Source organism: Phormidesmis priestleyi ULC007 (assembly GCF_001895925.1).
In the GTDB taxonomy this organism is placed as follows: Bacteria; Cyanobacteriota; Cyanobacteriia; order Leptolyngbyales; family Leptolyngbyaceae; genus Phormidesmis_A; species Phormidesmis_A priestleyi_A.
The window spans coordinates 1-22513 of sequence record NZ_MPPI01000059.1; the positions used below are offsets into that span (position 1 = coordinate 1).

Consider the following 22513-nt stretch of genomic DNA (forward strand, 5'->3'; position numbering starts at 1 on the left):
GAAACCTTTGCACAAGTCAAGCAGCTATTTGTGCAATTCTTGCAGTCTTACACGTTTGATTTTCCCAAGTTGCGGCGCTATGGCTGATCTTACAACTCAAATAGGACTGCTATATGGTGTCTTCCGAATGTTCAGGGACGGTCTTCCAGCCTGATAAAAGTCCACTCAACTCTTGTTTAAGAATTTGAAGTTGTTGAATTTGCTGCTCAATTTGTGAAAGCTTTTCTCCTAGTTTCACTTTGATGTGGTCACAGGGCAGGTCACCTTGATCATGCACTTCCAGAAACTCTTTAATTTCGAGCAAGCTCAGTCCCAATCCTTGAGCGCGTTTGATGAAACGCAGGCGACCAAACACATCCGAGTTGAATTGCCGATAGTTGCCCTCGGTTCTGCCAAATGTCTTGAGCAGCCCCAATTCGTCATAATAGCGAATCGTTTTGATCGGCAGTCCACTGTTTTTCGCGACTGAACCAATTCGTTTTAACTCTTCTTGGACTAGCATAACCACCTCACCAATGCGATGTTTCCATTGTAAAGTGTCTAGCTGGCTGGAGAGTCAAGAGGTTAATAAAGGGGTGGAGACTGCCCCTTTAGAAGACTCAACCGTATTGTCTGGTTGACTCATATTGCAGCTTGAGCAGCAATCTTTCCGTTGTTGGAACCGTTAGAAGCTCGCACTTCAATCACACCATGATTCATCTTCATACCGCACGTAAACTCATACTCACCTGGCTGCTCAGGAGTGAATTCAACAGTTGTCGTTTTGTCAGGCGTGAGGTCAACAGCGATCGAAAACTCTGGAATCAGTAATTGGTCGTAGCAGCTGCTAGGGTTCTGGCGATCGAAATGCAAGCGAACGGGGTATCCTGCCTCGACAATGACCCGTTTAGGTTGATAGCCCTTAGCGATGGTAACTGTTGCCTCCTGGATTCTTGCTGGTGTCGTCACTGCTTCAACGCCAGAAGCTGGAGCCACCCAATAATCGGCGTGATTAGTAGGATGGGCTAGTTGAGAAGCTGATGAGATCGCGGTCGCCGCTTGCACTTCCACCACACCCCGGAACATATTCATGCCGCAGGCGAACTCATACCGACCAGGTTTCTCAGGCGTGAACTCGATCGCGGTTATTTGATTGAGTGGTAGTGCTTGAGCGATACGAAAGTCGGGGAACCGTACTTCTTCAAGGCAACTGCTGGGGTCTTGGCGATCGAAGTTGAGCCGTACAGGTTGCCCCGCTTGCACCACGATTTGGCTGGGTTCATAGCCACCATCGACGGTAACTGTAATTTCTTGAATACCTCCTTGCGTTGCTGCTTTGCGTGACTTCGGCTTACTGAGCAAAAACCACCATAGCTCCAGTCCAATTAATCCCAAGCCTCCTGCGGTCACTGCCCCTTTTACCCATAAGGGTTGATCAATTCGACGAAACTGCCCTGTTTGCTCCTCTGTAGAAGGCTGCATATTCTCATGAGTCATCTGAGCAACGGCTTTACCAGAAGGCACTCTTAGCAAAACTCCTAGCGTTACGATGCTGCTAATGATTACTGTCTTGTTTACCATTTGAATTCCTCCTATATTAATGGCTCTGCGAATGCAACTTAGTCGCAAGCTACACCAACGTTCCTGAAATTGCACCTAATAGAAATCCAAATCCTGCTAACGTTCCAAAAAATGTCACTTGCTTGAGCATTGTGATGCCTCTCACTTGGGCTACTAGCTGAATGTTTTAGGTTGGAAGTTACGCAGGCGCAGTGCGTTCGTCACTACTGAAACAGAACTAAACGCCATTGCTGCACCCGCAACGATAGGGCTGAGCAACCAGCCGAAGATAGGGTAGAGAACACCTGCGGCAATTGGAATGCCTGCCACGTTATAAATGAAAGCAAAGAACAAGTTTTGCTGGATGTTGCGAATAGTAGAACGGCTCAATTGGATTGCAGTCACGATGCCCTGCAAGTCACCGGAGATCAGCGTGATATCACTCGCGGCGATCGCGACATCGGTTCCCGTTCCGATTGCAATTCCCACATCAGCTTGAGCTAAAGCGGGCGCATCATTAATGCCGTCACCTACCATTGCCACCACTTTGCCTTCTGACTGAAGGGTTTCAATCGTTGCCACTTTCTGGTCAGGGCGAACTTCAGCAAAGATTCGCTGAATTCCAACCTCACGGGCAATCACGTTAGCGGTACGTTGATTGTCGCCAGTGAGCATCACCACTTCTAGTCCCATCTTTTGCAAGGCACGAATCGCATTGACGGAAGAGGGTTTTACGGCATCGGCAATGCCCATGATTGCTTCCGCTTTGTTATCCACAGCAAGCCAGATCACCGTCTTGCCCAAGGATTCCAGTTTGTCCCACTGCTGCTGTAAGGCGTTGGTATCAATGCCCAATTCGTTCATCCAACGGTGCGTCCCAATCTGCACCCATCGATCGGATACATAGCCCTGCACACCACTCCCAGCGATCGCCTCAAACTCTCGTGCGTCTATCAACTCCACACCCTGAGACTGAGCGTACTGCACGACAGCTTCAGCTAAAGGATGCTCAGAATTGCGTTCAACCGATGCAGCTAGATGCAGCAGTCTAAGTTCATTACCGTGGGCTGTCCCGTTAACCGTGACGTATTCAGTGACGGTCGGTTTGCCTTGCGTAATCGTGCCTGTTTTGTCGAGGACGATCGTTTGCAGTTTGTGCGCCAGTTCCAAACTGTCAGCCCCTTTAATCAGAATGCCGTTCTCTGCACCTTTACCCGTTCCCACCATGATCGAAGTCGGGGTAGCTAGACCCAGCGCACACGGGCAAGCAATAATCAGCACCCCAACGGTGGTAATCAACGCCATCGTCACGTTGCCCATGACGTTGAACCAGATAATAAAGGTGAGAAGGGCGATCGCAATCACCGCAGGCACAAACCATCCGGTCACCTGATCTGCTAATCGCTGGATCGGTGCTTTCGACCCCTGTGCTTGCTGCACCAGCTTCACAATTTGAGCTAAGAAGGTATCCTTTCCGACTCGCGTTGCCCGAAACTTAAAGCTACCCGTTTTGTTAATCGTGGCTCCGATCACTTCATCACCCGGCTGCTTTTTCGTAGGTACACTTTCGCCCGTTACCATCGCCTCATCGATCGTGGAAGAACCCTCAACAATCTCGCCGTCTACCGGAATTTTTTCGCCCGGACGCACCAGAATCACGTCTCCCAAAACTACCTCAGCAATCGGAACATCAACCTCTCGACCCTTGCGGATCACTCGCGCTGTCTTTGCCTGCAACCCCATCAGCTTGCGGATTGCTTCCGAAGTTTGTCCCTTTGCCCGGTTCTCCAGCAGTCTTCCTAACAAGAGCAAGGCAATGATGACTGAAGCAGCTTCAAAGTACACGTCTGGGTTCAGCCCTTGAGCGATGAACCATTGTGGAAGGAAAGTAGGAAATAGGGAGTAGAGATAGGCTGTCCCGGTTCCAACTGCTACCAATGTATCCATCGTCGCCGTGTGACGCTTTAAGGCTTTCCAGGCATTCACGAAGAAAGATCTACCCGCCCAAAACAGCACTGGAGCCGTCAGCACAAGCTGAAGCCAGGGATGGTGCAGCCACATGGGAAAGAAGGGAATCGGTAAGCCTGTCATCGCAGGTAGCGACCCAAGTACCAAAATTGCACTGATAGTACCGCTGACCCAAACTCTACGAGTCAACTCACGACGTTCCACTTGTCGTTCTTGTCGCTCTGCATCGTCTTCGGGAGCCAGTACATTGTCTTGCATCGGTAGAGCTGAGTATCCAGCAGCATCCACCGCTTCCTGCATTTCAGCTACATCAGTTTTGCCAGAATCATAGGTGACAGCAGCTTGTTCAGCCCCAAAGTTGACGCTACACGCTTGCACTCCAGGCACAGAGAGAATCGCATTTTCAATGTTGTTGGCGCAGGAGGCACAACTCATGCCTCGCAATTTGAGTGTCGTATTTTCCATTGATCTACTCCTATGCAACTGTATAACCCGCATCGGTGATCGCCTGCCTAATGACAGATTCGGAGGCTTGTGTTTCAACATTGACAAGCTTGGTTTTGGGATCAGCGTGAACCGTAGCAGTAGCATCGATCGCCTTTACTGCTTGAGTAATGGTTTCGCTACAGGCAGAACAAGCCATGTTGGGAACGGTTAATTCAAGTGTCATGATTCAAACCCTCTTAATTTTCAACTGATCCCATCTTGAAGTGTCTAGCACGCTGGAGAGTCAAGGGGTAACGACAAAAGTTTTACGAGCGCTTGCAGGACTGCATCACGTAAAATTCTGCAACCGCTGTCTACAAGCAGAATGGTTGCAGAATTTTGCCACCGTCAGTGAATGAGTCCTTACGCCATTGCTGCTGCCATCTGGCGGCAGGATTCAGCACAGCGACGGCAAGACTCGGCGCATCGCTTACAGTGGTCATGGTCATGCTTCTCGCACTCAGCGGCACAACGATCGCAGGCTTCGGCACACACACCGCACAGTTGAGCGTGAAGGTCAGAATTGCGAGCCATGAACCGGGCGCAGATGTTGCACGTATCCGCACAATCGCGGCACAGCTTAATGCACTGAGCCATCATTTGCACCATGTCACTGTCTAGACAAGCTGTCGCACAGTTCTCGCAGTCTCGTAGACAGTCAAAACAACCCTCAATGCAAGTTTCAAGTGGGGATTGGTGAGATTGAGTTGCAGCCATAATTTGCCTCCTGATGAATTAACAACACGTGAGAGCTGATTGGCTCCCACGCTTCACACTAAGGAGGCACTGAAGTAATTACGTCTCTCCTCCGAAAGGGAGATAGATTCACACCTTTGAGCGACAGCCATTTCATCCTAATTTCATAACTACGTGCAACCTTGGGGAAGGTGCCAATTTGATGTTGACTCATGCCTTCAGATGGTTTCTAGAATTAGAAAGTTTGACTAGTTGACTCTCCAGCCAACTGGAGTATTCAGAATAACAACATCACTCTTTTAACCCTTTATCTAAGTCACAACGAACGTATGTCACACAATTTCTTCGCAAGAACAGGTTTTCTAGCTCTGACGCTAGGAGCGATCGCCACCAGCAGCTTCTTGAATGCCTGCTCCACCTCCGTTCAAAACCAAGCACAAGCCCCTAGTCCTGCTGCGACTGATGCTGGCTCTATGCAAAGCATGGATCACAGTAATATGAACGGCATGAACCACGGCAGCATGTCGATGGATCTCGGCCCAGCCGATGCCGAAATTGACCTGCGATTTGTCGATGCGATGACTCCTCACCATCAGGGAGCCGTCGAAATGGCGAAAGAAGCGCAGCAGAAGTCCAAGCGTCCTGAAATCCAAAAGCTGGCGGCTGGTATCCTCAAAGCACAAGACAAAGAAATCAACCAGATGAAGCAATGGCGGCAAGCTTGGTATCCCAAAGCTAGTGCAGAGCCAGTCGCTTACAACTCAAAAATGGGTCATTCCATGCCGATGTCTCAAGACCAAATGAAAGGCATGATGATGAACATGGATTTGGGTGCGGCAGATGCTCAGTTTGATCTGCGGTTCCTCAACGCCATGATTCCACATCATGAAGGCGCAGTGGTGATGGCGCAGGATGCTTCAAGCAAATCAAAGCGTCCTGAGATCAAGAAGCTGGCTCAAGAAATTATTGCCTCTCAGAAAACTGAAATCAAGCAGATGCAGCAGTGGAAACAAGCTTGGTATGGAAAATAAGTTGAGTCTTGGATGGATGGGACTGCGATTTGTTTAAAAAGCGGCGATCGCAGCCCTACCCACAAAATTCAGTTTCTAGAAAATCAATGTGCGGTCTATGAAACTCAAAGTTGTTCAAAATACCACGTTTAAGCAGTCCACTGAAGATTCTTCCAAGTTGCGAGAACAGGATAAAGTTTCTGTTTCAGCTGGGACAGAATTTAAGATTCACTCCTGGAAGCTATTAGAGCGTAGCCATTTGAAGGTGGCATTACTGGGTGCAACGTTAGGGAATCCTGAACGTAATACCTGGTACGTCTACAGTTCTCACATTAAGGTAATCAATGACAAGAACAACGTGGTGGCACTGACTCCAACCCCGATTACCAATGGGCTGCCCTTGTCAAAGGTACTGAATATTCCCCATAAGAGCCAGCTCGATAACGCTCTAAATCCTACGGGTGCTTGTAATGTGACTTCTTTTGCAATGGTAATGGCGTATTTCCAGATCAAGGGGAGAACAGGCGTTGGACAACTTGAAGATGAACTGTACCGCTACATGGAAAATAGTGGACTCAGCCGATGGGAGCCGGATGATTTGGCTAGGGCGGCGACCGCTTATGGCATCCGTGATGAATTTACGATGCGGGGTAAATTATCTGATTTACGGCGGGCGATCGCGTCAGGTTATCCCTGCATTATTCATGGATATTTTACTAGCTTTGGTCATATTCTAGTCGTGCGTGGCTACGACCCAAATGGCTTTTTCGTCAACGATCTCTATGGGGAATGGTCGTCTAGTGGGTATGACAAGGATGCCTCTGGTGAAAATTTATACTACTCGAATGGATTAATTCAGAGTAAGTGTTCGCCAGAGGGAGAAGACTATGTTTGGATTCATCGCGTCTCCAGACAATCAACGTTCTTCGGTCAGTCAAGGTAAACGGAAAAATCAACTCTCATTATTGAACTAATCTGGCATAGATTTTATACTGATTTCACTTTTAGAGCGAATACTCATTAATTATGCCTGTTCTAATCCGTGGTCTGTTTTCTAACCATCACTGAATCTGAAACCACCTTTAAATATCCAACCTTCTCCTAATACCCACCCCTCGCAACGAATAAACCTTCAATGACTCATCATTGCTCTCACAGATCAGGAACAGCCCGTCGTTTTTCTGGAACTCTTCTCAGTCTGTTTGTTCTAATGACTCCAGTTGAAGTGCTAGCTCATGCCGGGCACGGCGACGAGTTCAAAGGCGGAAGTCAATCGGCTCAATCGGCGGATGCGATTCAGGTTGATGCAGAAACGACAAAGCGACTGGGTTTGAAGATCGAACCCGTAGCGCGGCAACCATTAGCCTTTGGTATTAAAACTACTGGACAAATTGAATCACTGCCCAACCAACAGGTGGAAGTGACGACTCCAGTCAGAGGAACGGTAACGCGGCTACTTGTGCAACCAGGAGATCAGGTGAGCGAAGGTCAGGCAGTTGCTATCATGACTAGCCCAGAATTGGCAGAACTGCGAACTACTGCGTTAGACCGTCGATCGGAAGCGATCGGTTCTACTCAACAAGCACAGGCAGACTTGCGACTGGCACAGCAAAACTTTGCTCAACAACAGAAAATTGCTGCGACAGACGTGGCTCAAGCTCGGACGCAACTCAGCTTTGCTCAAGAGCGATTCGACAAAGACCGGGAACTGGCTGCTAGTGGCGCACTTCCTCGCCGGACATTCTTGGAGTCAGAAACTAAACTGGCGGAAGCAAAAGCGGCTCTCACCAAAGCCGCAAGTCGGTTAGAGGTTTCGGAAGCGACGGCACAACTGCAACGGGCTGAATCTGCTGTGCAAGTGTCTCAATCGCGAGTGCAGCTAAGTGGGGAAACCTATCAAACTCGCCTGCGACAACTCGGCGCAAGTGCAAATCAGGATGGCACGATCACGATCGCGGCTCCGATTTCAGGCACCGTTGCCGATCTCGAAACCACCACGGGCGAATCGGGCGAGGATGCAGGAAAAAAGGTGATGACAATCATCAACGGCAGCAGTGTTCAAGTAAGTGCCAACATTTATGAGAAAGACCTCGATCGTATTCAGATCGGGCAACGAGTCCAGATGAAAGTTGCTAGCTTGCCTGATCGGACTTTTACAGGAAAAATTAGCGTCGTTGGTTCTGTCGTCCAAGGCGAAACCCGCACAGTCTCTGTGAAAGCGCAGCTCGATAATCCAAATGGGGTTCTGAAACCAGGGATGTTTGCGGAGTTGGAGGTGCTGACCGATCGTACTCCTGCCGCATTGTTAGCAATTTCTAAGTCTGCACTGGTAACAACAAATGATAAGAAGACGATCGTCTTTGTCCAAAATGGCACTGCATTTCAACCTACAGAAGTCACGTTAGGCAGAGAATCAGGCGAGTTTATCGAGGTCAAAAACGGGTTGTTTGATGGCGATCGGATTGTGACTCAACGCGCTAACCAGTTATATGCTCAATCGCTGCGCGGCGGTAGTAAACCAACTGTTGATCACGGAGAAACGAACTCTGCACCAGTCGCTAACTCACAGCCTGCAATTCCTTGGTGGGTTGGGATTCCTGTGGGAGGAGCGATTATGGCAGGTGCATTTGGGGCTGGAATGGTGTGGGCAAATCGTCGCAACCGCAAGGCGTTCGTTCCATTGTCCAATGGTCATACGAGTCATGAATCCCTCAATGACCTAAGCTTAACTGACTACGATGCTCGCATCCTGCCAACGCCGCCTTCACCAAAGGCAGCACCAGATCATCCTCATCAACCGCGCTAGGTAAATCGTCATGCTGAGTTCCATCATTCAGTGGGCGATCGCTCGCCGCTGGTTAGTAATTTTGGGCGCGATCGTCATCACCATCTGGATTTTTCGCACCATCATTCAAATGCCTCTGGATGTATTTCCTACCTTTGCACCCCCACAGGTTGAAATTCAAACCGAAGCGCCGGGATTAGCGCCCGAAGAAGTGGAATCGCTAGTGACGTTGCCGATCGAAAGCGCGATCAACGGCACGCCAGGAGTTTCGGCAGTTCGCTCTTCTAGTGCAGCCAGTATTTCGGTTGTGCGAGTCGTTTTCATTTGGGGCACCGATATTTATCAAGCCAGACAGCTTGTGACAGAGCGGTTGCAGTCCGCTCAAAGTAAACTGCCAGAAGGGATTGAGACTCCGCAGATAGCTCCCATCAGTTCACCCATTGGCACGATCATCACTTACGCCTTTACATCCAAAACAAGTGACTTAATGGAGGTGCGGCGCACTGTCGATTGGCAAGTCACAAATCGCCTGCTGGCAGTGCCAGGAGTCACGCAAGTCATTGTATTTGGTGGCGATGTGCGACAGTATCAAGTTCTGGTGGCTCCAGAAAAACTACAAGCGTTCAACGTATCTCTCCAAAATGTATCAGACGCAGTGGCAGCGGCAAACGTGAATGCACCAGGTGGTTATTTGATTACGCCCGATCGCGAAAAATTGATTCGAGGCATCGGGCGAATCGAAGACATTGAAGCTTTAAAGCAATCTGTGATTATTGCCCACAATGGCACGCCTGTCAGAATTACAGATGTAGCCGATGTGAAAATCGGGGCAGCCGTGAAGCGTGGGGATGCCAGCGTCAATACTCAGAAAGCAGTCGTCGCGATCGTCAACAAACAGCCGCAAGCCGATACATCCACCGTTACCCGCGCTGTTGAAACCGCGATGACCGAGGTGAAAGCAGGATTACCAGAAGGCATCCAGGTTACCACGACGTTTCGACAAGAAACTTACATTGATGCGTCGATCGACAATGTGCGAGAGGCATTAATCGAAGGCAGCATTATCGTTGCCCTAATCCTGATTCCGTTCTTGATGAACTGGCGCAACTTAGCGGTGTGTTTGGCGGCTTTGCCTTTGTCCTTATTGATCGGGGTGCTGGCGCTCAACTGGCTCGGACAAGGGTTGAACACGATGACCCTGGGCGGTTTGGCAGTGGCGATCGGATCTGCGGTCGATGATGCGATCGTCGATGCCGAAAACGTCTACCGTTGTCTACGAGAAAACAAATACTCTCCCAATCCCCGCCCTGTTTTGGAGGTGGTGTTTGAGGGCTGTCAGGAAGTTCGAGATTCCGTGTTTGGAGCCACCATTATTACAGTTGTCGTCTTCTCGCCCATCTTTGCACTCACGGGGGTAGAAGGCAGCATTTTTATCCCAATGGGGGTGGGCTACTTGGCAGCAGTATTGGCTTCTAGCGTCGTCGCTCTGACCGTCACGCCTGCCCTGTGCGCGATTTTGTTGCCCTATGGTCGCTTGCCTGAACGCGAACCCTGGGTTGCTCAATTTCTCAAAAGAATTTACCTGGTGTTACTCACGTTTTCGATGCGGCGATCGACCGTTATCTTCGGCATCGCAGGGGCAAGTTTAGTGGCGGCGGCGATCGTAGTGCCGTCGTTCGGACGCATCTTTCTACCAGAATTTCAGGAACAATCGCTGGTCAATACGTTACTGCTTTATCCTGGCTCATCGTTAGAGGCGACGAACAGCGCTGCCTCTGTGCTGGAACATAAGCTGAAAGATAATCCCAACTTTCAGAGCATTCAAGTGCGTTCTGGGCGGGCAGCGGGCGATGCTGATGCCGCAGGCGTGAATCTGGCTCACCTAGACGTGGAGTTGAGCGAGATGGGCATGAAAGACCGTAAAGCTAGTGTGGAGCTGTTGCGGCAAGAATTTGCCAAAGTGCCGGGGGCAGCACCCAACGTGGGCGGCTTTATTTCCCACCGGATGGATGAAGTGCTGTCAGGTGTCAGAAGCGCGATCGCCGTTAAAATCTTCGGTACTGAATTGGAGCAACTCCGCACCCTGGGACAGCAAGTGAATGATGTCATGCAGTCAGTTGAAGGCGTTGTTGATCTCCAGCTTGAACCGCAAATTCCGGTCGAGCAAATTCAGATTCAGTTTGATCGCGTTGCCGCTGCCCGGTACGGTTTAACGATTGGGCAACTTTCAGAAACGATCGAGACGGCATTAAATGGACGAGTGGTGTCGCAAGTATTGGAGCAACAGCAAACCTTCGATCTGATGGTGTGGTTAAAACCAGAAGCCCGCCAAAGCGTATCCACCATTGGCAACTTAATGGTAGATACGCCCAGTGGCAATAAAATTCCGCTGGCGCAGGTAGCAAAAGTTCAGGACGGCACGGGTCCAAACACGATCAATCGTGAAAATGTCTCTCGCTTGATTGTGGTGGCTGCCAACGCCCAGGGGAGAGATTTGCGCTCGGTCGTGAACGACATTCAGACCAAGGTGAAACAACAGGTGCGGATTCCCGCTGGTTACTATATCCAATACGCGGGACAATTTGAAGCCGAAGAACGAGCATCCCAAAACATTTTGCTGTTCAGCGCGATCGCCTTCGTCGTCATCACCATCATCATGTATCTCTCGGTTAAATCAGTTGCTTCCACCGCTATGATTATGATCAACCTGCCGCTAGCGTTGGTTGGTGGCGTGATTGCGGTAGCACTGACAGGAGGTATCTTGTCGATCGCCTCACTCGTCGGATTTGTCACGCTGTTTGGGGTCGCCACTCGGAATGGTTTGCTGCTGGTAGACAACTACAACACCAAGTTTGCTGCTGGAATGCCGTTGAAAGATCTTCTAATTCAGGGGTCGATGGAACGGCTCAACGCGATCCTGATGACTGCCTTTACATCAGCGTTAGGATTAGCACCCTTGGTCATTGCAGGCGGTCCTGGAAAAGAGTTGCTGCAACCTTTATCGATCGTTGTGCTGGGTGGGCTTTTCACCTCCACTGCCCTGACGCTGCTGATCTTACCTGCGCTCTACGCCAAGTTCGGCAAATACCTATTTCCCAAACGTTCAACTGTGGAGAACGGTAAAGTTTCTCAGCTAGAGATGGAGCGAATTGAAGGAAAAGCATAACGGTTTGAGTCAACAGTTTTGTTTATTAACTAGGAGAAGAATTATGCAATTGAAACTGAGTGTAATGACCATTTCGACGATCGGACTATTATTCTTGAGTGCTTGCAGTGGCAATCAAGCAACCAACCCAGCCAGTAGCCCTGCTGCTTCTGCTCCTGCGGAAACTCAACCTTCTACCAGTGGTTCTCCTGCCGTCAGTGCCGCTAAATCTGCATCTGGTAAAAATCACGGCGGGCAGGGCGGACAAGTAGTTGAGTCTGGTGCCTATCATCTAGAGCTAGTGACCGGAAAGGAGACCAGTGGAACTCATCTAGATTTGTTCTTGCAGAAAGGGGATAACCATGAAGCCATTCCCAATGCAAAGGTAACGGCTCAAGTTCAGCTACCCGATGGCAGCCAGAAATCGCTGGACATGAAATACGACGCTGGCGAAAAACACTACACGGCAATGCTCCCCGGTGCCGCAGCAGGAGATTACAAAGTTGCCGTTCTGTCAGACATCAATGGAGAGAAAGTGAATGGGCGATTCAGCTTTAAGCAATAATACTGAGTTTCATTTCATTCTGATTTCATTCCTCAGCTTTAGGCTAGAGATAGGGCCGCTCTGAAAGAGCATTTGACGGTCTGTTTAACGATTCCCTTAGGAGTAAACATGAACAAATTATACGGAATTAAGGTTGCGGCGGCTGGCGCGATCGCCCTGCTCTTTATTTCAGCGATCGCCGCAGGCAATGCTTTTGCTCAAGACAATCAAAAGCCTGCTGCTCAAACCGAGCAAATGAGCGGCTGTGAGTGCTGCAAAAAAATGATGGAGAAAAAGACGAACGACAGCCAGAACAAAATGCCCGGAATGAACCATTCAGCGCCATCAGGTAAATAGTTTCAATCAGTGTTTTCAACTAACTGAAACTATTTCTTGAGCTATGGAGGTTTTTGTATGAGTACCTCCATAGCAGTTCTTCATTCAGAAATAAAGGCTCAAGGTTTTTGCGTAACTCTCTTCAAAACCTATTAAAGTTTCATCCTGTTTTTATTTTCGCTTGTCACTTCAAAACATGAAAACACTCGTTTGCACAACGGTGTCTCTGCTATTGCTAGCATCTATTCCGGCTACTGCGGCGACTCGATTCAGATGCACTGGAGATGCAGCTCGTTCAACGCCGCCAGTTGTTAACTATCCCACGCACATTCGGAATGTCGTTTGGCGAAATATGCGGGCGGTGTGCCAGCAGCAACCTAAACAGAGCAAGCCGTCAGCAACTCCCAATAACTCTCAATCTCAAGAGACACCCCAGAAATCGCAGTAGGTGACATCGCTTACCTATACCGCTTTGCGCCGCCTACTCCACACTGACTTGCTGAAAGTTTCATCTTGATCTCATTGATGTGTGGAACCCCAAGGAGAAGCTTTTCTAGGGCTGGGTTATCTATAACAAGCTGTTAAGGTCAGCGATCGTATGCGAGTGTTACTGGTAGAAGATGAACCCGATTTAGGAGCCGCGATTCATCGGGTTCTAAGTCGGGAAAAGTATGTGGTGGACTGGGTGCAAGATGGCAGCGAAGCTTGGGCATACCTCGAAAACCCTAATGTTCATTACACCTTAGCCATCCTGGACTGGATGCTGCCCGGCGTGTCTGGCGTAGAGTTGTGCAGACAGATCCGCACCCAAAACAATCCACTTCCTATTTTGCTGCTGACTGCGAGAGATCGCATGGAAGATAAAGTAGCCGGACTGGATGCCGGAGCCGATGATTATTTAGTCAAGCCCTTTGGCATGGCAGAACTTTTGGCAAGAATGCGAGCGCTGCAACGGCGATCGCCCGAACTCCATCCCCAACAGCTTCAAGTCGGCAATCTAACTCTTGACTACAGTATGTATGCGGTTTGCCTGCAAGACTCCAATGGTCGGCGATCATCTATTCCTCTGACCGCAAAAGAATTTCAGACGCTGGAATATTTCATGAAGCATCCCAGCCAAGTGGTGACGAGTCAGCAAATCATGAACCAGCTTTGGGAAGTCGGCGCAGAACCAACCAGCAACGCTGTAGCCGCCCAAATTCGACTGCTACGCCGTAAGCTTTCAGAAGCTGGGTGTGACGGGCCGATTGAAACGATTCATGGAATCGGCTACCGATTCAACGTTCCTCATGCATCAAAATAAGCTGTTCAATCGCACCCGCCTCCAACTTGCAGGCTGTTATGCCGGGGTGATGGGGCTGATCTTAAGTCTGAGCGGACTGACCACGCATCAGATGTTAGCAGTTGCTCATTGGCGCGCCGTTGAGCAGGAGCTAGAATCTATTTCAGGAACACTGCATGACACCTTAGAACCGAAACTTAAGCAACCTGACCAGGTTGAGCCTGCGATCAAGCAAGCCCTGCCAGGATTATGTCTTGCGAGAACTGATTGCTCAAATGACGCTCAACATCGACATACTCTCGGCATTGTTCAAGAAGGCAACTATTACGTGCGCTTCTTCACCCAATCTGGGCAACTGCTGGCGAGTTTGGGAAGTCAGCTAGACGGGTTACCACCTCCAGAGACTCAAGAGGGTTGGAGTACGCTGCAACACCGGAATGGTACGCGCTATCACCAAACCACTCTATTGCTGAAGACCGCTACTGGCTCTGCTTGGGGCTATATGCAGATTGGGCGATCGCTGAAAGAATATGACGACCATCTCACCACACTGCGGCTATTGCTTGCCGTTGGGCTACCCCTTTCCATGCTGTTAGTCGCGAGTGCAGGGTGGTGGTTGGCTGGACTGGCAATCCGACCCGTTTATCAGTCCTATCAACAGATGCAACAGTTCACCGCTGATGCTGCTCACGAACTCCGCACTCCCATTGCTACCATTCGCGCTACCGTCGAATCTGTCCAGGATGTAGATGATCTCTCAAACGAGGAGATGCAGGAAACATTAGGGGTGGTCAATCGCCAAAACAATCGACTGGCACATCTGGTACAGGATCTTCTGTTGCTCTCTCGAATGAATCAAAAGGTTTTGGCAGAAAACCGTCAGGTCTGCTGCCTCAACGACATCATTCACGATTTAGTGGAAAGCCTGTTGGTATTAGAAATTGCCGCTCCCATCCAGCTATCGACCCAGTTTCGCGTCAGGGAGCCATTGTGGGTTATGGGGAATGAAGATCAACTCAGCCGATTATTCTCTAACCTGATCGTCAATGCCCTGCAATACACTCTCCCTGGTGGAGATATAACGGTGATTCTAGAGCGAGATGAATCTCAGGCAATAATTCATGTTCAAGACACAGGCATTGGCATCGCTTTAAACGATCAGTCACGTATTTTCGATCGCTTCTACCGGGTGAGTAGCGATCGTTCTCGCCAAACCGGAGGAGCTGGGTTAGGTCTGGCGATCGCGAGGGCGGTTTCTGAAACGCATCTTGGCAGCATTCAAGTCGAGAGTGAGTTGGGTAGGGGCAGCACATTTACTGTACGCCTGCCTGTAGTTGGGTTCCTTGACGCAAAGGTACGTCAAGCGACATGACCCTGCCAGGAAAAGCGCTAAGACCCGCCGTTTACACGGGTTTCCTTTCCCCTTTTTGAGCTTGCGCTTTCAGGATGTTTTTTGGGGTGGGATGCCGACCGAATCCCGGAGCTTTTCATTGGAGAAGGCTCAAGGACACGGTGAACTACCCGTTTGTTGGGGATGTCATCGATCATCTCAGAGTCGGGAGGACAGCTTTCTATCGCTATTTCTCGCCGGATCGTATCCGGGAACTTCGAAATCAGGACTGAATGTCGGACCTAGGCCATGTCGCTTGACGTACCTTTGCGTCAAGGAACCCAACAATGGAGGGGTCATAACAACACTGTAGTCTCCTGCATCTGTACATCGTGCTAGTAGCCATACTGTACTGACCTTTAAGGTCTTTTCCGCATCCCGGACGGGAAAGAGGTTTGGTATCATCTCCAACTCAAAGACATTTCCGTCTGCTGGGTCGGTTGGATTCAGGAAACGTTGCCATTGGGTTGGAAACTCCTGTCGCAAGTTGAACATGCGTAGCGAGGGTGTCGCTCCATCTTGACTGAAATAGTCTCGAAGATGGGCAACTGCACCGTTCTTAAACGCTCCTGCGTCTTCTCTGGCTGTGTATTTAACATGCACAATGGCATCTGTGATGGTGTTGTAATCAAACTGGCGTAGGGATTTGCCGAAGTCAGGACTGTTGTCATTGAAAAGCTTCAGCAACCATTGGCTAATGGCTCCGGCACCTTCAAAGGGCAAGTAGCTGTAGCGACCTGCAATACTAATCGCTCAAACCTGCAATCGTCGCCTTTTCAAACCAGGATTAGCTGCAACTATAAAAAACGCTCAAACCAGCATTAGTTGCAACTGAGCCGAGATTAAGGTGCAACCAACCTGCAATCATCCATGCCAGCCAGGATTAATTGCAAAGAGGCTGCATCCATTGCTGGATAGGAGGGAGAGGAAAAGCAGTTCAGGAAGAGTCAAGAAACTCGTAGCGCATCTGGGTTTGTTGACTTTGAAAAATAGACGACTTTCTTGACACCAAAACAGAGGAGTTTTGGTCTTCCAGAAAGGTTTTCAGAAGCGGCAAGAAAACGTTCGTTTCTTTTACAGTTGAAACTGGCACAATCGTTCTGTAAAAGTCGATTAGGACAACTCCAAAACTTCTGCGAGACTAATTCAGTAAATAGTAAAATCAGTAAAACTATATCAATAGTTAAAACTATATAAACTGTTTATAGTTTTTCAGTTGGTCTTCCTGTTTTGACTTTTTCCAGGTTATTCCCTAGATCGATTAGATCTTCTTCTGACATTTCCATAAGAGCATAAAGACCAGCTCGGATGACTTCGCTCTTATTTATGTTGACAGCTGAGTTGAGGCAGCGTTGCCGGACAGCAGTAATTAACTCATAGTCTCTGGACGGCAAGGTGAAGCTGTCCCGGATTACTCGTTCCTTTTTAGACTGTTCTTTCACTACGGGAACTGTGTCCACGAGTTGTTCACCAACTGGTGGTTTCTCTCCCAGTAAACTTTCTGCTTTCTCGAAGCGATTTCTGACCGCTTCATCTTCTGCTTCAAGAGAGGCGTTAAGCGCTGATCTCATACTCTTTCTAGTCATACAATGATTTCCTCTGGCAACACGGCTAGTGTCTGACAAATGACAATATAATATAAACCGTATAAATGGTAAAAATAATATGAATATTTTATACGATTTTTACAGTTTTGCTTCTGACATCGGTCATGCAAGAATGTAAGGAGTTAATAAATAGTATAAAAGCTTTTAACCGTAAAAACTGTATAAATTGTTTGTAGGTTTTATATCATGCCAGCCAAGATCATTGCTGTAGCAAATCAGAAAGGCGGTTCAGGAAAAACTACGGTCAGTATGCAACTGGCTGGCGCGATCGCCCGACGAGGAAACAAAGTGCTTGTAGTAGATGCCGATCCACAGGGTACAGCAACTCGGTGGGCAGCTTCCGCAGAGGATGAGCATCCATTCCCAGCATCTGTTGTGGGCTTAAGTGCTGCTAATGAGAAAGTGGGTAATGTTCTAGACGTGTTGTTCGTGTCTAAATGGGGAATCCGAATATGACGCGATTAATGAACCGTCCAATCACCCCATCATGCATCACAATCGACTTAGAAAAGCAAATCGTTTGACGTGCCAATCGCTTAATCCGGGTTCTCAACGTCAGATGTTTGCGCTCAATTTTCTGAGTATTCCGTTTTCCAACTGTGTGAAAGACAGGAGCGAGATGACGTTCATACGCCCCCCAGCCATCGCTGTAGAACTGCATAATGCCGAATGGTTCCAACAGGGCTTTTAATGCTACGAATGCCTGATCTTTGTGATTGGCTAACACATACGCCAACACCTGACCTGTCATATGGTCAATTGCCCACCCCAACCACCGTTGTTGATCTTTGGATTGGACAAAACTCCACATTTCATCCACTTCAGCTTCGAGATCTAAATCATCGGCAAGGCACAGCCGAGCGATGGTTTGAGGCGGTTCTAGCTCGGCTAACACGATTTCATTCACCGCTTTTAGCTTGGAACTTTTTTTGAGCGTTTCAATCACGGTGGTTGGGCTAATCCCAAGCACCCGTGCCGTATCGCGAATTCCGCTCCCATTCATCGCCATATCGCTGATCTGCTGCTTCACATTGGGGAGCATAGGCGACCTATACCATGTAGGGGCATAAACTTCACTTTTCGGGTATACTCACTGATGTAGAAACAACGTGAGAAAACAGCGGGAGGTTCCCTTGATTGAGATCTCATTCAGCGAAGCCGAGATCGCAGCCCTGCACTATGAACGGTTCCATCATCCCCATCCGAGAGTCCAGCGCAAGATGGAAGCTTTGTATTTGAAGAGTCAAGGTTTGCCTCACTGGGAGATTGCTCAACTGGTACAGGTGAGTCAGAACACCTTACGGAGTTACCTCAAAGACTACCAAGCCGGGGGCATTGCTGGACTGAAAGTGTTGACCTTTTATCAACCCCAAAGTGAGTTGAAGCCGCACCAAGCCACATTGGAAGCCCAATTCAGGGCACATCCTCCTCAAAGCTTGGCACAAGCAGCGGCGAAGATCGAGGCGTTGACTGGGATTCGGCGCAGTCGTAGCCAGGTACAAGTGTTTCTCCAAGGGATGGGCATGAAGTGCAGACGAGTCGGCGTGCTTCCCGCCAAAGCCGACCCAGAGCCGCAAGAGGCAGATAAAAAAACCAGTTGGAGCCTCGCCTAGAAGAGGCAAAAGCCGGCAATCGAGCCGTGTTTTTTGGGGATGCTGCCCATTTTGTTTTAGGAGCGTATCTGGGGGTTTTGTGGGGTTTCGAGCGCTTGTTTGTCAAAACGGGGTCAGGACGACAGCGCTTCAATGTCTGAGCCGCGATGAATGCCCTCACCCACGAACTCGTCCTCGTGACAAATGATGCTTACATCAATGCCCAGAGTGTTTGTGAGTCGTTAAGAAAACTAGCGGCGTTAGGACTGAGTATCCCGATCACCCTGGTGCTGGACAATGCCCGTTATCAAAAATGTGCCCTCGTCACTGAGCTTGCAGCATCGCTCCAGATTGAGTTGCTCTACCTACCGCCTTATTCCCCCAACTTAAATTTGATTGAGCGGTTATGGAAGTTTGTTAAAAAGCAGTGCTTGTACTCGACCTATTATGCTGACTTCGCTCAGTTCAAAGCCGCCATTTCTAGTTGTCTTGACCAATGCCACACGACTCATAAGCAGGAGTTAGACTCCCTACTAACGCTTCGCTTTCAGTCCTTTCATAATACGCAATCTATACCCTGATGCAGTATAGTTCTGGGAAGAATTCAGACGTTCAACGCGCAAAGTTCCCAGAACTTTTTGATGCCGTGGCTCAGGCAATCTCTCATTCTCCCGGCTCCCCCTTACCGATCGCTTTAACGACAGCAGTCTCCGAGTTTCCCGATCGGGTGCAGCCCGCGATTGTCTACCTACGACATCAGCAGCAGCGACGTGCGATCCAGAATCCGGTTGGCTATCTGTATCGAGCGATCGTCGAGGGATGGAATCTACCACAACCTAGCGATGCCGCAACGCCTGCTGGTTTTAGAGACTGATTTAACTGGGCAAAAGCGAATGGGTTGGCAGTAGCTGCAACGGTTATCGGAGGAGTTCATCAAACATTGCACGTTGAGGATGGTTGGTTGCCTACCGAACTGTTGATGCGACGGCATTCAGTAATGTTTCCATTCAATTGATTGCCTCAGCGAGTGGAGACACTCCTATTGGATGTTGATCGCATTTCTCTAGGTGCAAAGTGGAACAATCACGATCGCTTTGTTGGGTGTTCTGTCACGACTCGCTGCAATTTATCTAGAGGCAATCTGTTATTGAAAAACTGGTTTGGTTAAGGGTGAAAAGTCTGAAAGCCATAGTAGGTTGAGTGAGCAGTTCGTAGGCTGCTGAAAAAGTGGCGGACGAATTTTTTAGAATTAATGGTTTTGATTTTTGATTAGATTATTCAGTGGTATCTAATTGCCACCCGGATATATTTAGAAGCTTTATCTACTTAAAGAGTCGGTAATTACGGATGACGATGTGGGGGAATTAAAGTTTACATTTGATACATCACTTGTTAAAGCTAGACCGTGAATGAGACTCAAGATATGGCTGAGTTAGTGGTGCGTTTGCGCCAGCGACTAAAATTGACGCAAGAGCAGCTAGCCGCACGTTTGGGAGTTACTTGCCCGACTGTCAATCGCTGGGAAAATCGAAAATCGCGCCCTTCCAAACTCGCGCTTAAGCTAATCAAATCGACACTTGAGCAGCTAGGAGCAGAAGATTTACTTACTCAGTATTTTCCTCACTGAAGTTTTTGACTAATTAGAATAGCGATTGAGTTGTTCAGAATCTTGCGATTAGATGACATCAAATTTCTGATGTTGTCTCTAATTTTACTTGCCAAATTTTAGCAGTCAATCGGTGATCTAACTGCACATAAATTGTTTAGGCTGCCTAATCTTTTGGGGTGATGCTGATAGTTTACTGTGCAAATTGACTCACAGATTTTTGCAAATTTGTCCACAAACCTATCAACCGTCTCAAAAATTGTATGGCTATTAAATCGACTTGTACCAAAACGGCTACGGAAACAGAGATCCGAGTCGAAGCCTTGAGACAAAAGTTGGGCTATCCGATTAAGCAGCGCGATCCGCAGGGGTCTGACTTCTGGTATTTGCATCCTGGTGTGAGTGAGGCGGATGCGGAAGAAACGGCTCCGATCGCCATCGGGTTTTTCTCCGAACTGAATGGCTTAACGGATGAGCAGGAAATTCAACGCCTTCTATCTGTAGCGACCCGCAATCATAAATCATCAAACCCGCAATCATCGCGATTTTGAACCCACATTAACTGCAACTATGCGGTCGCTCAAACCCGAATTAACTGCAACTGAACCCAGATTAATTGCAACTAACCCACAATCATCTGCTCTAACCCACATTAACTGCAACTATAAATTGAGTTAGGTAGACTAAAGAAAACGTCCGTTTTCTTTAGTCTGTCACAGAACGACTTACCACAATGGCAAACCGCCATTTGCTTAATAAAGTAACCCAATAAAGAAATCAAAATCAAGATATACTTGTCATGAATGAGTTTATTTACTTTTTGTCGTGCTAATTGGTTATGCTCGTGTTTCAACTGACGACCAACTCCTCGATCTTCAGCAAGACGCACTGACTAAAGTTGGCTGCGAAAGAATTTTTACAGATTGTGAAAGTGGAGCCAAAGCTGACGCGACGCGGTTACGATCTGCGGGGCTTGGCAGACCAGTTTCATGCAAAACCAGCGGAGATAAAGCTACTATTTCGGGGGCAACTCGATCCGGCGCGGACGAAGGAGTTAACCGACCAGATGTTAATGGCTGGGTTGCCAATCTAGCTCTGTGATTGAATTTGGGCACCTCAATTTATAGTTGCAGTTATAGCGGTTTGCGGCTCAATGGAGTACATTAGAAGTAGAGCAGTTGTCACTCAGGATTTTAGGATGAAAGCTTATTCTGTAGATCTGCGTCAGAAAGTGGTGGATGCCTATGAGCAACAAGAAGGATCGCAACGGGAATTAGCCAAGCGATTCAAGGTCAGTCCCAATTTTGTGCGCCTCTTGCTCAAACGTCATCAAACCGAAGGAACGGTTGAACCCAAACCCCACACGGGCGGTTTTACCAGCAAGTTAGCGAATCAACTCCCCTTGATTGAGCAGTTAGTCGAACAAGATAACGATGCGACCTTGCAAGAATTGTGTGACCAACTCGACCGACAGGTTCAGATTCGGGTCAGTCCCAGTACCATTTGCCGTACCCTGCAACAGTTGAACTTAACGCGAAAAAAAAACGCTGCACGCCAGTCAAGCTGAAACAGAGCGAGTTCAGGGATTACGCCAAGCGTATCGAGACCAGATTCGAGACATTCGTCCAGACGATTTAGTCTTTCTCGATGAGGCAGGGGTGAATTTAATGATGGCGCGGCTCTATGCTCGTGCCCTGCCAGGACACCGGGCGACGGGAGAACGTCCCTACAAAAAAGGACGTAATGTTACCTTAGTGGGAGCGATGAGCTTGAATGGGATGGTGGCAGCACTCACCTTTGAGGGTGGACTCAACGGAGATGTCTTCAAATACTTTGTGGAACAGATGTTAGTGCCTAACTTATGGGTAGGAGCTTGTGTCGTCATGGACAACTTGAGTTCTCATGGGGTAGAGGGAGTTTGAGACCTGATTGAAGCAGCAGGGGCAAAACTGGTGTATTTGTCACCCTATTCTCCTGACTTTAATCCGATTGAGAACTGCTGGTCGAAAGTCAAAGCGTTTTTACGCTCGGTCTCGTGAAGCCCTAGATCAAGGAATTACGGATGCCCTCAAGGCTGTGACCTTAAAAGATATTGAGGGGTGGTTTACCTACCGCTGTTATTGTACTTAATTGAACTGAAAACCGCTATAATGTGGGTTTGAGCAGATGATTGTGGGTTAGTTGCAATTAATTCGGGTTTAGTTGCAGTTAATTCGAGTTTGAGCGACCGCATAGTTGCAGTAATGTGGGTTCAAAATCGCGATGATTGCGGGTTTGATGATTTATGATTGCGGGTCGCTACATCTAGCATCCAAAGAGTGGCAGCATCGGATTTACGGACATTATCTCAACCGCAGTCTGGAGCATCAGCCCGTGATGTATTTTATTTTGCCGACTGAGGATGGGTCGGGGGGGAGCATCCCACCTTTGCGATGAGTATTCATACTCAGTGCCAACCTCGCCATTCAATTGGACAATCTAATAGAAGTCGTTCTGAGAACCCGCGAAATGACCCCTGAACAAGGGG

The 22513-nt window shown here is 48.6% G+C and carries 22 protein-coding genes and 4 pseudogenes; 18 read left to right on the forward strand and 8 right to left on the reverse strand.

What is annotated here, in order from left to right; genetic code table 11:
• Positions 1-109 precede the first annotated feature (109 nt).
• From BRW63_RS25040 to BRW63_RS30090, 5 genes are all read right to left on the reverse strand, one after another.
• Positions 110-502, reverse strand: coding sequence for a MerR family DNA-binding protein (locus BRW63_RS25040; RefSeq protein ID WP_073075069.1), 393 nt, complete (start codon positions 500-502; stop codon positions 110-112).
• 119 nt (positions 503-621) lie between these two features.
• On the reverse strand, positions 622-1560 hold the full coding sequence (locus tag BRW63_RS29725) for a cupredoxin domain-containing protein (protein ID WP_073075070.1): 939 nt from the start codon (positions 1558-1560) through the stop codon (positions 622-624).
• Positions 1561-1713: 153 nt separating this feature from the next.
• The gene (locus BRW63_RS25050) at positions 1714-3972 is read right to left on the reverse strand and encodes a heavy metal translocating P-type ATPase (RefSeq protein WP_073075071.1); all 2259 of its coding nucleotides are present in this window, start codon (positions 3970-3972) and stop codon (positions 1714-1716) included.
• Between the two features lie 10 nt (positions 3973-3982).
• Positions 3983-4177, reverse strand: a complete 195-nt coding sequence (locus tag BRW63_RS25055; protein ID WP_073075072.1) for a heavy-metal-associated domain-containing protein — start codon at positions 4175-4177, stop codon at positions 3983-3985.
• A 179-nt stretch (positions 4178-4356) separates the two neighbouring features.
• On the reverse strand, positions 4357-4710 hold the full coding sequence (locus BRW63_RS30090; protein ID WP_073075073.1) for a four-helix bundle copper-binding protein: 354 nt from the start codon (positions 4708-4710) through the stop codon (positions 4357-4359).
• A 308-nt stretch (positions 4711-5018) separates the two neighbouring features.
• On the opposite strand from BRW63_RS30090, the gene BRW63_RS25065 reads away from it, so the two are divergent.
• From BRW63_RS25065 to rppB, 9 genes are all read left to right on the forward strand, one after another.
• Positions 5019-5720 (forward strand): DUF305 domain-containing protein, encoded by a 702-nt coding sequence (locus tag BRW63_RS25065; protein ID WP_073075074.1) that lies wholly within the window; start codon positions 5019-5021, stop codon positions 5718-5720.
• A gap of 244 nt (positions 5721-5964) precedes the next feature.
• Complete coding sequence (locus BRW63_RS25070) at positions 5965-6642, forward strand: C39 family peptidase (RefSeq protein ID WP_223257508.1); 678 nt, start codon at positions 5965-5967, stop codon at positions 6640-6642.
• Positions 6643-6909: 267 nt separating this feature from the next.
• Positions 6910-8505, forward strand: coding sequence for an efflux RND transporter periplasmic adaptor subunit (locus tag BRW63_RS25075; protein ID WP_223257509.1), 1596 nt, complete (start codon positions 6910-6912; stop codon positions 8503-8505).
• Positions 8506-8515: 10 nt separating this feature from the next.
• Entirely contained in the window at positions 8516-11650 is a 3135-nt protein-coding gene (locus BRW63_RS25080; RefSeq protein WP_073075077.1) for an efflux RND transporter permease subunit, read from the forward strand.
• A 43-nt stretch (positions 11651-11693) separates the two neighbouring features.
• Positions 11694-12194, forward strand: a complete 501-nt coding sequence (locus tag BRW63_RS25085; protein WP_073075078.1) for a hypothetical protein — start codon at positions 11694-11696, stop codon at positions 12192-12194.
• A 108-nt stretch (positions 12195-12302) separates the two neighbouring features.
• Positions 12303-12530, forward strand: coding sequence for a hypothetical protein (locus BRW63_RS25090; protein WP_073075079.1), 228 nt, complete (start codon positions 12303-12305; stop codon positions 12528-12530).
• Between the two features lie 175 nt (positions 12531-12705).
• A complete protein-coding gene (locus tag BRW63_RS25095; RefSeq protein ID WP_073075080.1) occupies positions 12706-12957 on the forward strand; it encodes a hypothetical protein in 252 nt (83 codons plus the stop codon).
• A 150-nt stretch (positions 12958-13107) separates the two neighbouring features.
• On the forward strand, positions 13108-13812 hold the full coding sequence (gene rppA / locus BRW63_RS25100) for a two-component system response regulator RppA (protein ID WP_073075081.1): 705 nt from the start codon (positions 13108-13110) through the stop codon (positions 13810-13812).
• Positions 13799-15163, forward strand: coding sequence for a two-component system sensor histidine kinase RppB (gene rppB / locus BRW63_RS25105; RefSeq protein ID WP_073075082.1), 1365 nt, complete (start codon positions 13799-13801; stop codon positions 15161-15163). The genes rppA and rppB overlap by 14 nt, the downstream gene beginning before the upstream one ends.
• Positions 15164-15340: 177 nt before the next feature.
• Here rppB and BRW63_RS30095 read toward each other — a convergent pair whose 3' ends face one another.
• Positions 15341-15904: a Tc toxin subunit A-related protein gene (locus BRW63_RS30095; RefSeq protein WP_181314504.1), complete on the reverse strand. Its 564-nt coding sequence runs from the start codon at positions 15902-15904 to the stop codon at positions 15341-15343.
• A gap of 479 nt (positions 15905-16383) precedes the next feature.
• A complete protein-coding gene (locus BRW63_RS25115) occupies positions 16384-16767 on the reverse strand; it encodes a hypothetical protein (protein WP_073075083.1) in 384 nt (127 codons plus the stop codon).
• A gap of 207 nt (positions 16768-16974) precedes the next feature.
• Between BRW63_RS25115 and BRW63_RS29730 the strand changes: the two genes are divergently transcribed.
• Complete coding sequence (locus tag BRW63_RS29730) at positions 16975-17244, forward strand: ParA family protein (RefSeq protein ID WP_219898739.1); 270 nt, start codon at positions 16975-16977, stop codon at positions 17242-17244.
• On the opposite strand, the pseudogene BRW63_RS27365 reads toward BRW63_RS29730, so the two are convergent.
• Positions 17222-17827 (reverse strand): annotated as a pseudogene (locus BRW63_RS27365) (IS1 family transposase); the annotation flags it as partial. The gene BRW63_RS29730 and the pseudogene BRW63_RS27365 overlap by 23 nt on opposite strands.
• 94 nt (positions 17828-17921) lie before the next feature.
• On the opposite strand from BRW63_RS27365, the pseudogene BRW63_RS27370 reads away from it, so the two are divergent.
• The 8 genes and pseudogenes from BRW63_RS27370 (at position 17922) to BRW63_RS29245 (ending at position 22025) form a co-directional block, all read left to right on the forward strand.
• Positions 17922-18961, forward strand: a pseudogene (locus BRW63_RS27370) (IS630 family transposase).
• The gene (locus BRW63_RS25145; RefSeq protein WP_073075084.1) at positions 18961-19254 is read left to right on the forward strand and encodes a hypothetical protein; all 294 of its coding nucleotides are present in this window, start codon (positions 18961-18963) and stop codon (positions 19252-19254) included. Before BRW63_RS27370 ends, BRW63_RS25145 begins: the two are co-directional and overlap by 1 nt.
• Positions 19255-19785: 531 nt before the next feature.
• Positions 19786-20007 carry a helix-turn-helix domain-containing protein gene (locus BRW63_RS25150; RefSeq protein ID WP_223257510.1) on the forward strand — a complete coding sequence of 74 codons (222 nt, stop codon included), beginning with the start codon at positions 19786-19788 and terminating at the stop codon, positions 20005-20007.
• Between the two features lie 242 nt (positions 20008-20249).
• Positions 20250-20537: a hypothetical protein gene (locus tag BRW63_RS25155; RefSeq protein ID WP_073075086.1), complete on the forward strand. Its 288-nt coding sequence runs from the start codon at positions 20250-20252 to the stop codon at positions 20535-20537.
• Between the two features lie 274 nt (positions 20538-20811).
• Positions 20812-20880, forward strand: a pseudogene (locus tag BRW63_RS30195) (hypothetical protein); the annotation flags it as partial.
• A 4-nt stretch (positions 20881-20884) separates the two neighbouring features.
• Positions 20885-21079, forward strand: a complete 195-nt coding sequence (locus BRW63_RS25165) for a phosphoribulokinase (protein ID WP_073075090.1) — start codon at positions 20885-20887, stop codon at positions 21077-21079.
• 105 nt (positions 21080-21184) lie between these two features.
• A complete protein-coding gene (locus BRW63_RS25170; RefSeq protein ID WP_073075087.1) occupies positions 21185-21553 on the forward strand; it encodes a helix-turn-helix domain-containing protein in 369 nt (122 codons plus the stop codon).
• 52 nt (positions 21554-21605) lie between these two features.
• Positions 21606-22025: pseudogene (locus BRW63_RS29245) on the forward strand (IS630 family transposase).
• The last annotated feature ends 488 nt before the right edge of the window (positions 22026-22513 follow it).